The 12,555-nt window shown below is 74.1% G+C and carries 11 protein-coding genes; 9 read left to right on the top strand and 2 right to left on the bottom strand.

Features of this window, described 5'->3' with window-relative positions; genetic code table 11:
- The first annotated feature begins 38 nt into the window (after window positions 1-38).
- Window positions 39-965: a sporulation protein gene (locus tag ABUL08_RS15985; protein ID WP_350930712.1), complete on the top strand. Its 927-nt coding sequence runs from the start codon at window positions 39-41 to the stop codon at window positions 963-965.
- A gap of 7 nt (window positions 966-972) precedes the next feature.
- Here ABUL08_RS15985 and leuE read toward each other — a convergent pair whose 3' ends face one another.
- Together leuE and ABUL08_RS15975 are read right to left on the bottom strand one after the other, a co-directional pair.
- Window positions 973-1,641: a leucine efflux protein LeuE gene (leuE, locus tag ABUL08_RS15980; RefSeq protein ID WP_350930711.1), complete on the bottom strand. Its 669-nt coding sequence runs from the start codon at window positions 1,639-1,641 to the stop codon at window positions 973-975.
- Window positions 1,638-2,885, bottom strand: coding sequence for a bifunctional pyridoxamine 5'-phosphate oxidase family protein/GNAT family N-acetyltransferase (locus ABUL08_RS15975; protein ID WP_350930710.1), 1,248 nt, complete (start codon window positions 2,883-2,885; stop codon window positions 1,638-1,640). The genes leuE and ABUL08_RS15975 overlap by 4 nt, the downstream gene beginning before the upstream one ends.
- A gap of 38 nt (window positions 2,886-2,923) precedes the next feature.
- Here ABUL08_RS15975 and ABUL08_RS15970 point away from each other — a divergent pair, with 38 nt between their 5' ends.
- The 8 genes from ABUL08_RS15970 (at window position 2,924) to rny (ending at window position 12,486) form a co-directional block, all read left to right on the top strand.
- A complete protein-coding gene (locus tag ABUL08_RS15970) occupies window positions 2,924-4,261 on the top strand; it encodes an aminotransferase class I/II-fold pyridoxal phosphate-dependent enzyme (RefSeq protein WP_350930709.1) in 1,338 nt (445 codons plus the stop codon).
- A gap of 102 nt (window positions 4,262-4,363) precedes the next feature.
- Entirely contained in the window at window positions 4,364-5,068 is a 705-nt protein-coding gene (locus tag ABUL08_RS15965; protein WP_350930708.1) for a UdgX family uracil-DNA binding protein, read from the top strand.
- A gap of 53 nt (window positions 5,069-5,121) precedes the next feature.
- On the top strand, window positions 5,122-6,264 hold the full coding sequence (locus ABUL08_RS15960) for an acyl-CoA dehydrogenase family protein (RefSeq protein ID WP_350930707.1): 1,143 nt from the start codon (window positions 5,122-5,124) through the stop codon (window positions 6,262-6,264).
- Window positions 6,265-6,330: 66 nt separating this feature from the next.
- Window positions 6,331-7,629: an MFS transporter gene (locus ABUL08_RS15955; protein WP_350930706.1), complete on the top strand. Its 1,299-nt coding sequence runs from the start codon at window positions 6,331-6,333 to the stop codon at window positions 7,627-7,629.
- Between the two features lie 4 nt (window positions 7,630-7,633).
- Window positions 7,634-7,834: a DUF3046 domain-containing protein gene (locus ABUL08_RS15950; RefSeq protein ID WP_242797884.1), complete on the top strand. Its 201-nt coding sequence runs from the start codon at window positions 7,634-7,636 to the stop codon at window positions 7,832-7,834.
- 185 nt (window positions 7,835-8,019) lie between these two features.
- On the top strand, window positions 8,020-9,066 hold the full coding sequence (gene recA / locus ABUL08_RS15945) for a recombinase RecA (protein ID WP_350930705.1): 1,047 nt from the start codon (window positions 8,020-8,022) through the stop codon (window positions 9,064-9,066).
- 16 nt (window positions 9,067-9,082) lie between these two features.
- On the top strand, window positions 9,083-9,772 hold the full coding sequence (locus ABUL08_RS15940; protein ID WP_350930704.1) for a regulatory protein RecX: 690 nt from the start codon (window positions 9,083-9,085) through the stop codon (window positions 9,770-9,772).
- A gap of 947 nt (window positions 9,773-10,719) precedes the next feature.
- Window positions 10,720-12,486, top strand: coding sequence for a ribonuclease Y (rny, locus tag ABUL08_RS15935; RefSeq protein ID WP_350930703.1), 1,767 nt, complete (start codon window positions 10,720-10,722; stop codon window positions 12,484-12,486).
- Window positions 12,487-12,555: the final 69 nt, after the last annotated feature.

Genomic DNA, 12,555 nt, shown 5'->3' with positions numbered 1-12,555 from the left:
GCGGGGAATGCGGGCGGGTCGAGGGGGAGGAGCGCGGGATGCGGCTGACCGGGGTGTCGTCGGAGTCCGTCTGGACCGGGCTCTCGGTGACCACCACGCTGACCAACCCGAGCACCCGCCCGGGCCTGCGGCTGCCGGGTCGGGTGACGCTCGCCGCCGGGGGCGGGGACGTGCCGGTGCGGCACATCCGACTGGGCCTGGTCGCCCAGGTGGAGCCGGAGGATCCGGGCGCGCCGCGCCGGTTGGTGCAGTACCACCAGGTGCCGATCGCGGGCCGGTTCGTGGTGCCGGCCGGGCGGCGGCGGGCGGTCGACTTCGCGCTGCCGCTGCCCTGGGAGACCCCGGTGACGATCTTCGGCGGGGTGCCGTTGCTGAGTCTGCGTACCGGCCTGCGGACCGAGGTGTCGGTGGACCCGGAGCTGGACCAGGGCGAGATGGTGCCGGTCTTCGTCCACCCGCTCCCCACCCAGCAGCACGTGCTCGCCGCACTGGACAGCCTCGGTTTCGTGATGCGCCAGGCCGGCCTCCAGCAGGGCCGGCTGCCGGGGGTGGAGCAGACGCTCCCCTTCCACGAGCGGCTCGGCTACTGGGTGGCCCCGCTCTACGCCGGCCCGATCACCGAACTGGAGGTGATCTTCGTGACCAATCCGGCGGGGCTGGAGGTGCTGCTCTGGATGGACCGCCGCTTGTCGCTGGCCGGGGTCACCCACCAGAGCGTCAGCCGGTTCCGGGTCTGGCACACCGGCGCCGACCGGCGGGACTGGATCGCCACCGTCGACGGTTGGCTGCGGCACGCCATCAACCGGCACGCGGCCGCCGCCGCGCACGCCGACTGGTCGGCCGCCCTCAGGGAGTCCGCCCACGTGAGCCGCCACCCGGACGTGCCGGTCGCGCCCGGCTACGGCCTCGGCGGCACGGCCGGCGGCGGTGGCATCGGCGGCGGTGGTGGCGGCGACGGCACCTGAGTTCCGCCTACACCGAGGCGGTGGCGAGCTTGATGCTGAAGCCGAGGAAGAGCGCGGCGATCGCGGTGGTGCCGCCCACGGCGAGCCGCCGCCGACGGTGGAACTGCGCCGCCAGGAACGTCCCCGCGAAGATCAACGCGCTGAGGTAGAGCGCGCTGGTCACCTGGGCGATCAGGCCGAGCAGCAGGAACGACAGCGCCGGCCACGCGTACCCGGGGTCGACGAACTGGATGAAGAACGAGATGAAGAAGAGGATCGCCTTCGGGTTGAGCAGGCTGATCACCAGCGCCTTGCGGAAGGGGCTGCGCACCGCCACCGGCTCCGCCGCGTCGATCAGCCGCGGCGCGGCGGGGTCGTTGCGGTCGCGCCAGCGCCGCCACGCGCCGCGCAGCATCATCAACCCCACATACCCGAGGTACGCCGCGCCGGCGTACTTGACCACCAGGAAGAGCGGGGGGTACGCCTTCAGCAGCGACGCCACCCCGGCGGCGGAGAGGATCATCAGCACCGAGTCGCCGACGAAGACCCCCGTCGCGGCCCGGTAGCCGGCCCCCACCCCGCGCCGGGCGGCGGTGGAGAGCACGAAGAGCGAGTTGGGCCCGGGCAGCAGCACGATCGCCAAGGTCCCCAGCAGGTACGTCCAGATGTCGGTGATGCCCAGCACGCCGGCCATCATGACCCCACCGGTGCCGTCGGGCGAAGCCTTTCCCGGAGCGTGACCTGTGCTTCTGGCCACTCCTCGGCCAGCATCGAATAGAGCGCCGAGTGCCGCCAGCTGCCGTCGGCGCGGCGGCGGTTGGCCCGCAGGGTGCCCTCCCGGGTGGCGCCGAGGCGTTCGATGGCCCGCTGCGAGCGTTCGTTGAGGGTGCTGGTCTGCCAGGTCACCCGGATCGCGTCCAGCTCGCCGAAGGCGCGGGTGAGCAGCAGCAGCTTCGCCTCGGTGTTGATCCCGGTACGCCACCAGGACCGGCCGAGCTGGGTGTAGCCGATCTCCAGCGTCCGCAGCTCCTCGTCCGGCTGGTAGTAGGAGGTGGTGCCCACCACCGCCCCCGTGACCGCGCAGCGTTGTGCCCAGGGCACCCGTGCGCCGCGGTGGTGGGCCGCCAGGGCGGACCGGATGTGACCGGCCATCTCCTCCGCCGACCGGGGTCGGGGGCTGCCGACGTACCGCCAGACCTCCTCGTCGTCGAGGGCGGCGTACAGCTCCTCGGCGTGGGCGAGGTCGAGGGGTTCCAGCACGACGTGCTCGCCACGCAGCACCACCGGCTCCAGCCACGCCGACCGGGCCGCCCGCAGGTACGCCGGCACCTGCGCGGCCACCCCGGCGTCCGGTTCCGGTGCCCCGGCGGTGAGCCGCAGCGGCACCACCCCCGCCCAGTACGGCAGGTCCAGGTCGGCCGGCTCGTCGCGCACCCCGCCGGTGCGGGCCCGTACGGAGACCTCGCGCAGCGGCAGCGCCAGCACGGCGGTCTCGGCCAGTTCCCGACGGCTCGGCGGGCGGCTGTCCGCGGCACGTCCGGTGGCGGCCTTCTCGACCAGGGCCGTCATCGCGGCCGTCTTCTCCCGCTCGTCGGTGACCAGGTGGGCGGTGCCGTGCGCGACCACCGAGCGGTAGTTGGCGCTGTGGTGGAACTGGGAGCGGCCGTAGACCAGCCCGTCGAGCAGGGTCACCGTGACGCAGACCGGCAGCCCGGCGTCGCCCCGGGCGGCGAGCAGCGGCCGGCTGCCGGTGGAGCCGTGCAGATAGAGCGTGTCGCCGACCCGGACGTGCAGGGTGGGCAGCACCCGCGGCTCACCGTCCACGGTGAACCCCAGCGCGCAGTGGTACGCCTCGTCCAGGACGGCGTGCGCGGCGGTCTCGTCGTAGCTCATCCGGTCCCGGGTGCGGGTGGCGGTGGTCCGTTCGGTGCGGGGGTACATGCGACATCCCACCTTTGTTCTAGTACAATCTCCGAACTGTGGCAGCACATTATCAGGTCGAGGGCGCGACGTCCGCCGCCATTTCGGCCAGCGTGGAGAGCGGCATCCGCACCGGCGCGCTCGCCCCGGGGGCGGCACTGCCCGCCGTCCGCGCCCTCGCCACCGAGCTGGCCGTCAGCCCGGCCACCGTCGCGAAGGCGTACCAGGAGCTGCGGCAGCGGGGCCTGGTGGTGACCGCCGGCCGGCACGGCACCCGGGTCCGCCCCCGCCCGCCCGTCGCCAGCCGCCGCAGCGGGCTGCTGCCGCCGCCGCTCCCCGGCGCCCGCGACCTCTCCGGCGGGCAGCCCGACCCCCGGCTGCTGCCGCCGCTCGGCCCGCACCTGGCCGCGCTCGCCGCCGGCATCGGCCCGCCCACCGGGTACGCGGCCACCGCCGTCCTGCCCGACCTCGCCGACGCCGCCCGGGACCGGCTCGCCGCCGACGGCGTGCCGGCCGCCGAGATCACCGTCACCGGCGGCGCGCTCGACGGCATCGAGCGGCTGCTCGCCGCCCACCTGCGCCCCGGTGACGCGGTCGCCGTCGAGGACCCCGGCTGGGCCAACCTGCTCGACCTGATCGCCGCCCTCGGGCTGCGCGCGATCGGCGTCCCCGTCGACGACGAGGGCCCCACCGCGCCGGGCGTCCGGGCCGCCCTCGCCGCCGGGGCGCGGGCGCTGATCGTCACCAGCCGGGCCCAGAACCCGACCGGGGCGGCGCTGACCGCCGACCGCGCCGCCGCCCTGCGTACGCTGCTCGCCGGCCGGCGCGACCTGCTGCTGATCGAGGACGACCACGCCGCCGAACTGGCCCGCGTACCCCTGCACCCGCTGGCCGGGGCGACCCCGACCTGGGCCTTCGTCCGGTCGGTGAGCAAGCCCTACGGTCCGGACCTGCGGCTGGCGGTCCTCGCCGGCGACGAGGCGACCGTCGCCCGGGTGGCCGGCCGGGCCCGGGTCGGCGCCGGCTGGGTCTCCACCGTCCTGCAACGCCTCGTCCTGTCGCTCTGGCGCGACCCGGCCACCGCCGAGCTGGTCCACCGGGCCGGGGAGAGCTACGAGCGGCGGCGGGACGGGCTGGCGGCGGCGCTCGCCGCGCACGGCGTGGCCGCCCACGCCCGGACCGGGATCAACGTCTGGGTGCCGGTGCCCGACGAGACCGTGGTGGTCACCGCGCTGCGGGACGCCGGCTGGTCGGTCGCCCCCGGCGCGATCAACCGGATCGCCGCCGGCCCGGGCATCCGGATCACCGTCAGCTCCCTCGACGAGCCCGACCTGGCCCCGCTGGCCGCCGCGGTCGCCGACGCGGTCCGCCCCACCGCGCGCGGCTTCACCGCCTGAGCCCCGTGCGGCTTCCCCGCCGCGCCGACCGACGCCGGTGCGCGCGGCGCGTCGGGGGCGGGCGGTCGCGTGAGCCGCGCCGCACGGGGTAGAACGGTCGGCATGGCCGAGCAGACCGAGAGCGCCCCCGGAGCCCAGGAGTTCATCCCGCCGCAGGCGGACACCATCGACCAGCTGCGCACCGCGGCGGCCGGCTGCCGGGGCTGCGAGCTCTACCGGGACGCCTCGCAGACCGTCTTCGGGCGGGGCGACGAGAGCGCCCGGGTGGTCTTCGTCGGCGAGCAGCCCGGCGACCTGGAGGACCAGAAGGGACTGCCCTTCGTCGGCCCCGCCGGCCGGCTGCTCCGCACGGCGGTGGACGACGCCGGCATCGACCCCGGTCACATCTATCTGACCAACGCCGTGAAGCACTTCCGGTTCGAGCTGCGCGGCAAGCGCCGCATCCACCAGACCCCGGACCGGGTGCACATCACCGCCTGCCGGCCCTGGCTGGTCGCCGAGTTCGCCCGGCTGCACCCCGAGATCGTCGTGGTGCTCGGCGCCACCGCCGCCAAGGCGTTGCTCGGCCCGACGTTCCGGGTGACGAGGCAGCGCGGCGAGCTGCTGCCCTGGCCGGCGTCCGCCCAGCACCCGGAGGACTTCACCCGGGTGCCGGTGGACGACACCGGAAAGGTCGCCGACGCCCCGGCGGCCCGGCTGCTGGCCACCATCCACCCCTCCGCGGTGCTCCGCGCCGACGACCAGGACACCGCGTACGACGGTCTGGTCAAGGACCTCACCGTCGCCGCCCGCGCGCTGGCCGCCTGACCCGTCCCGCTCGGCTCTGGGCAGGGCGGGTGAGCGGTGCCACACTGGCCCGCATGGAGCAGCATCTCTACGAGCCCGTCCACGAAGAGTTCCGCGACCTGTGCCGGGAGTTCCTGGCCCGGGAGGCCGTCCCGCACCACGAGCGTTGGGAGGCCGACGGGATCGTCGACCGGGAGGTGTGGCGCAGGGCGGGCGCGGCGGGACTGCTCGGCATGGACGTCGACAGCGAACTCGGCGGTGGCGGGCAGCCCGACTTCCGCTTCAACGCGGTGCTGGACGAGGAGATCGTCGCCTCCGGCTGCTCGGGCCTCGGCTTCGGCCTGCACAACGACGTGGTCGCGCCGTACCTAACCGAGTTGACCACCGACGACCAGCGCAAGCGCTGGCTGCCCGGCTTCTGCTCGGGCGATCTGGTCACGGCGATCGCGATGAGCGAGCCGGGCGCCGGCAGCGACCTGGCCGGCATCCGGACCAGCGCCGTCCGCGACGGCGACAGCTATGTGCTCAACGGGCAGAAGACGTTCATCACCAACGGGGAGCTGGCCGACCTGGTGGTGGTGGTCGTGCGGACCGCGCCGGACCAGGGGGCGCACGGGGTGAGCCTGGTCGCGGTGGAGACCGGCACGCCGGGCTTCACCCGGGGGCGGCGGCTGGCCAAGGTGGGCCTGAAGGCCAACGACACCGCCGAACTCTTCTTCGACGACTGCCGGGTGCCGGTGGAGAACCTGATCGGCACGGAGAACCACGGCTTCTACCACCTGATGGGCAACCTGCCCCGGGAGCGGCTGAGCATCGCGGTGGCGGCGGTCGCGGCGGCGGAACGGCTGCTCGCGGTCACCGTCGACTACGCCCGCTCGCGGGAGGCGTTCGGCCGCCCGATCGGGACGTTCCAGCACAACCGTTTCCTCCTGGCCGAGCTGGACACCGAGATCACCATCGCCCGGACCTTCGTGAACCACTGCGTCGCCGAGTTCAACGCCGGACGGTTGTCGGTGACCGACGCGGCGAAGGCCAAGTGGTGGACCACCGAGCTGCAGAACAAGGTGGCCGACCGCTGTCTCCAGCTGCACGGCGGCTACGGCTTCATGCTGGAGTACCCGGTGGCGAAGGCCTGGCTGGACGGGCGGGTGCAGACCATCTACGGCGGCACCACCGAGATCATGAAGGAGATCATCGGCCGGGGGCTCGGCCTGTAGCGAAACCGGGTGCCGGCGGTCCGGTCGGGTGCGGGAGGATGGGTCACCCCTTACCGAGGAGCGCCGATGTCCACCGACCTCACCGCGCCGGCACCGGCCCGGCCCGACGTCGCCCCGATCCAGCGCCGCACCGTACGGCTGCTCTTCGCGACGCAGACCATCGGCGGCATCGGGGTGACCATCGGCATCTCGGTGGGCGCGCTGCTGGCCGCCCGGGTCGCCGGCACCGCGACGGCCGGGTTCGTGCAGAGCAGCGGAGTGGTCGGCACGGCACTGCTCGCGGTGCCGGTCACCCGGCTCATGGTCGCCCGGGGGCGGCGGCCCGGCCTGGTGCTGGCGTACCTGACCGGCGCGGTGGGCGGGGTGCTGGTGGTGCTCGCGGCGGCCCACCGGTCGGTGCCGCTGCTCTTCCTCGGCATGCTGCTCTTCGGTGGCGGCAGCGCGGCCAACCTCCAGGCCCGCTACACCGCCGTGGACCTGGCCGAGCCGGCCCGGCGCGGGCGGCAACTCTCGCTGATCGTCTGGGCCACCACGATCGGCGCGGTGGCCGCGCCGAACTTCGCCGCGCTCGCCGAGCGGACCACCCGGGGCTGGGGGCTGCCCACCCTGGCCGGCCCGTTCGCCTTCAGCGCCGTCGCGTTCAGCACGGCCGCGGTCGTCCTCTTCGCGCTGCTGCGGCCGGACCCGCTGCTCACCGCCCGCCGGCTGGCGGCGGCCGAGCCGGTCGCCGCGCCGGCCGGGACCGCCCGGCGCGGTGCCGGGATGCGCGCGGCCTGGCAGGTGGTACGCGGGCGGCCCGCGGCCCGCCTCGGCATCGCCGCGGTGGCGGTGGGCCACCTGGTGATGGTGGCGGTGATGTCGATGACCCCGGTACGCCTCGGCGAGTTCCACTCCGACGCGGACGTGCTGCGGGTGGTCGGCCTCGTGCTGAGCCTGCACATCGCCGGCATGTACGCGCTCTCCCCGGTGGTGGGCTGGCTCACCGACCGGCTGGGCCGGCGCGCGGTGATCCTCGGCGGCCTGGCGCTGCTGCTGGTCGCCTGCGCGGTCGCCGGCACCGCGGGGCACCACACGCCGCTGCTCTCGGTCGGCCTGTTCCTGCTGGGCCTGGGCTGGTCGGGGACGATGGTGGCCGGCTCGACGCTGCTGTCCGAGTCGGTCCCGACCGCCGCCCGTCCCGCCGTGCAGGGGCTCTCCGACCTGGTGATGGGGCTGGCCGGGGCGGGCGCGGGCGCGCTCGCCGGGTTGGTGATGCAGCTCGCCGGGTATCCGACGCTGACCCTGCTCGCGGCGATCGCCACCGTGCCCCTGGTGGCGCTAGCGTTGCGTCCGGTGCCCGGACGGGGGCCCGACGAGGAGGACTGATCACGTGCGGCTGACCGACTTCTGGGCGCGGCTGGAGGAGGCGTTCGGGCCGGGCTACGCGGCCAGCATCGCCAGCGACCAGGTGCTGTCGCAACTCGGCGGGCGGACCGTCGAGCAGGCGCTGCGCGCGGGTGAGCAGACCCACGTCGTCTGGCGGGCGGTCTGCGCCGCCTATCCCGACCGGGTCCCGGCCCGGCTGCGCTGAGCAGCTCTTTCGCTGCTTCCGCGTGTCGGTTGCCGAGTCGTACACCTGTTCGGCTATTGTCCACAGCGGGGTGCTCGTCCACAGCTCACGGCCCGTCGGCTGGTTTTCTGTCGGACCCAGCGCCTAGCGTGTCCCGCGTGACGCGAAGCTCAGGAAAGACGCCGGCGAAGGCAGGGGTGGCAAACATGGCCGCAGGGCCCGACCGGGAGAAGGCACTCGACCTTGCTCTCGCTCAGATCGACAAGCAGTTCGGCAAGGGCTCGGTGATGCGGCTGGGGGAGCGTCCGGTCGTCCAGACCTCCGTCATCCCGACCGGCTCCATCGCCCTCGACGTGGCGCTCGGCGTGGGCGGTCTGCCCCGGGGCCGGGTCGTCGAGGTCTACGGTCCCGAGTCCAGCGGTAAGACCACGGTCGCCCTGCACGCGGTGGCCAATGCCCAGCGGGCCGGCGGCATCGCCGCCTTCGTCGACGCCGAGCACGCGCTCGACCCGGACTACGCCAAGGCCCTCGGCGTGGACACCGACGCCCTGTTGGTCTCCCAGCCGGACACCGGCGAGCAGGCGCTGGAGATCGTCGACATGCTGGTCCGCTCCGGCGCGCTCGACATCATCGTGATCGACTCGGTCGCCGCGCTGGTGCCGCGCGCCGAGATCGAGGGCGAGATGGGCGACAGCCACGTGGGTCTCCAGGCCCGGCTGATGAGCCAGGCGCTGCGGAAGATCACCGGTGTGCTCAACAACACCGGCACCACGGCGATCTTCATCAACCAGCTCCGCGAGAAGATCGGCGTGATGTTCGGCAGCCCGGAGACCACCACCGGTGGTCGGGCCCTGAAGTTCTACGCCTCGGTCCGGCTCGACGTGCGCCGCATCGAGAGCCTCAAGGACGGCACCGACGTGGTCGGTAACCGCACCCGGGTCAAGGTCGTGAAGAACAAGGTGGCCGCGCCGTTCAAGCAGGCCGAGTTCGACATCATGTACGGCAAGGGCATCTCCCGCGAGGGCTCCCTGATCGACGTCGGCGTGGAGCAGGCGATCATCCGCAAGTCCGGCGCCTGGTACACGTACGACGGCGACCAGCTCGGCCAGGGCAAGGAGAAGGCCCGGGAGTTCCTCAAGGAGAACCCGGACGTGGCCGCCGAGATCGAGAAGAAGATCCTGGAGAAGCTCGGCGTCGGGGTCGGCGCGGGCGACGCCGCCGGTGGCCCGGAGCTGCCGCCGGTCGACTTCTGACCGGTCCGGCTGATCAGTGGCAGGACGACGCGCCCGCACGGGGCGGGGCTGGGATGCCAGTCCGCCCCGGGCGGGTGACGACAACACCACCCCTCGCCCCCGTCGCGGGCGCCGTGGCCGGTCCGACGAGACCGACCCGGAGGCGACGACCCCCGCGCCACCCCGTGACGAGTCCGAGGTGGCCCGGGAGATCTGCCTGCGGCAGCTCGCGGTCCGGCCGCGTACCCGGGCCGAGCTGGCCGGCGCGCTCGCCAAGCGGGGCATCTCCGACGAGGTCTCGGCCGAGGTGCTCGACCGGTACGACGAGGTCGGCATCATCGACGACGCCGCCTTCGCCCGCGCCTGGGTCGCCAGTCGGCACTCCGGCCGAGGGCTGGCCCGGCGGGCGCTCGCCAACGAGCTGCGCCAGCGCGGCGTGGACGGCGAGGTGGCCAGCGAGGCCCTCGACGAGTTGGACGAGGAGACCGAGGCGGAGACCGCCCGCGCCCTGGTGGAGCGGAAGCTGCGCTCGGCCCGGGGCGAGCCGGACGCGGTGTTCCGCCGGCTGGTCGCCATGCTCGCCCGCAAGGGCTATCCGCCGGGCGTGGCGATCCGTGCGGTGAAGGACGCCCTGGCCGCGCAGAGCGCCGAGGCGGCCGAGTTCGCCGACCAGATCGACGCCGACGCCCTCGCCGACGCCGAGAACGACCCCGACCACCGCCCCTGACCCCCCCTCGCCGGCCCTCCCCAGGGCCGATTTCCGCCAGGACCGCCGCGGACCGTCCGCCCCGCGCGATGCGCGGCGTCCGCCGGTGACAGTGATCGTTTGCGCCGGGAGGCATCGACACGCCGGTGCGAAGTGCCGTCACGTGCAGAGGATCATGGGGCCGGGCCGGGCCGGGCCGGCTCAGCCGCTCGGGGGAGCGGGCGGGGCGCGGCACGCGCTGCGGCGCTGAGCAGGTCGCGGAGTCGACCCGGGGATGGATGCGCGGGCCCCTTTGTCTATTGGTGTCCGGCATGCCATCACCTCCGGGTGACGGCTCAACTTCTCTCCGTCCGGGTGGTTTGATCATGAGTTCTTGACCGAACCGCCTCCGGCGACCTAGCCTCGCCATACAGGTTCACTTTGCCCGACCAGCGCAGGCTAAGCGCACAACATAGATCGCGTAACAGAACAGCATCACTTTGGCCAGCTACACCGGCCCTTGACGGCAGCTCCGGACCGGTCGGTCCGGGGTCGGCCGACAACTGCACCCGGTCTTCGGCGATGCCCGTGCAGGGCACCGCCGATGGAAAGCTATCCACGGCCAGCCGCTCCGGTCGGGCGACCAGAGCCGCGGGTTCCTGCCCATCGGCAGGGGCCCCGCGGCGTCGACGTTCAGGGGAGGCGGCCATGGCGGGGCGGCACAGGTTCACCGGCGGTCTTCCACACGCGCCCGGCCGGTCGTCGCCGCCCCGGCCCAGCGGCGCACGCGTCTTCGCCGCCGACGCGGGCGAGGCCGCTGCCACGACGTGCGAGCGGGTCGGCGCCGCGAGCCGGCCGTCCGCCGTCGGGAGCAGGATCGCCGTCGCGGCGGGCATGCCGGTCGGCGCCGCGAGCCGGCCGTCCGCCGTCGGGAGCAGGATCGCCGTCGCGGCGGGCATGCCGGTCGGCGCCGCCCTCGGAGTGGCGGCATGAACGCCTTCGACGTCGTCATCCTCGCCGTGGTGCTGATCCTGGCCGTGGTGGTGGTCGGCGCCGTCCTGGTCGGCGTCCGGACGTTGCGCCGGATCAGCGTGGCGCCGGCCCCCGAGGACCCGGCGTTCATCGCCGAGAAGGATCGGCAGGAGCAGTCGCTGGCCGCGCTGCGCAGCGCCGCCGACGAGGCGAACAGCACCATCGACGTGGCGAAGTCGGCCGCCGCGGCGGCGCGTACCGAGGCGGCTGCCGCTAAGGCGGAGGCGAAGGCGGCCCGGGCGGAGGCCCGGCGGGTCCTCGACGACGCGCGGGCCGAGGCGGACACCATCCTGGAACGGGCCCACAAGCAGGCCGAGGCCGACGCCGAGCAGTTGCGCACCACCGCCCGGCGCAGTGGCGAGCGGGAGGTGGCCGTCCTGGCGGCGACCACCCGGGAGCAGGCCGCGGAGGTGGAGCGGCGGGCCGCCCGGATGGACGAGCGGGAGCGGCTGCACACCGAGGAGGTCGAGCGGTTCGCCGAGCGGGAACGGCAGCTCACCGCCGCCAGCGCCGCGCTGGCCGCGCGGGAGAGCGCGCTGGTGGAGCGGGAGCGGGCGGTCAGCGAGGCGGAGGAGCAGCGCCGCCGCGAGCTGGAGCGGGTGGCCGGGCTGACCGCCGACGCGGCCCGGTCCGAGCTGATCGAGGCGATCGAGGGTCAGGCCAAGCGGGAGGCCGCGCTGCTGGTGCGGGACATCGAGTCCGACGCCCGCAACACGGCCGAGCAGCGGGCCCGGCACATCGTGGTCGACGCCATCCAGCGGGTGGCCAGCGAGCAGACCGCGGAGAGCGTGGTCAGCGTCCTGCACCTGCCGGGCGACGAGATGAAGGGGCGGATCATCGGCCGGGAGGGGCGCAACATCCGCGCCTTCGAGTCGGTGACCGGGGTCAACCTGATCATCGACGACACCCCCGAGGCGGTGCTGCTGTCCTGCTTCGACCCGGTCCGCCGGGAGGTCGGCCGGCTCACCCTGGAGAAGCTGGTCCTCGACGGGCGGATCCACCCGCACCGGATCGAGGAGGTCTATGACCTCGCGCGGTACGAGGTGGACCAGCTGTGCCACCGGGCCGCCGAGGACGCCCTGGTCGAGGTGGGCATCACCGAGATCCACCCGGAGCTGGTCACCCTGCTGGGCCGGCTGCGCTACCGGACGTCGTACGGGCAGAACGTGCTCAAGCACCTGGTGGAGACCGCGCACATCGCCGGCACGATGGCCGCCGAGCTGCGGCTGGACGTGGCGACGATCAAGCGGTGCGCGTTCCTGCACGACATCGGCAAGGCGCTCACCCACGAGGTGGAGGGGAGCCACGCGATCATCGGCGCCGACCTGGCCCGCAAGTACGGCGAGAGCGAGGACGTCGTCCACGCCATCGAGGCGCACCACAACGAGGTGCCGCCGCAGACCGTCGAGGCGGTCCTCACCCAGGCGTCCGACGCCTGTTCGGGCGGGCGGCCGGGGGCGCGGCGGGAGAGCCTCGAGGCGTACGTGAAGCGGCTGGAGCGGATCGAGGAGATCGCCGCCGGCAAGCTCGGCGTGGAGAAGGTCTTCGCGATGCAGGCGGGCCGGGAGATCCGGGTGATGGTCAAGCCGGACGACGTGGACGACATCGGCGCGGCGGTCCTCGCCCGGGACGTGGCCAAGCAGATCGAGGAGGAGCTGACCTATCCGGGTCAGATCCGGGTCACCGTGGTCCGCGAGTCGAGGGTCACCGAGATCGCCCGCTGACGCACGTACGCGAAGGGCCGGCCCGGTGTTCCGGGCCGGCCCTTCGACGCGTTGTCGGCAGCGGCGGGA

Origin of the sequence: Micromonospora sp. CCTCC AA 2012012, assembly GCF_040499845.1 — a bacterium.
Taxonomy (GTDB): Bacteria; Actinomycetota; Actinomycetes; order Mycobacteriales; family Micromonosporaceae; genus Micromonospora; species Micromonospora mangrovi.
Note: the sequence above shows the minus strand (reverse complement) of the source record. Positions and strands in the feature narration are given on the sequence as shown.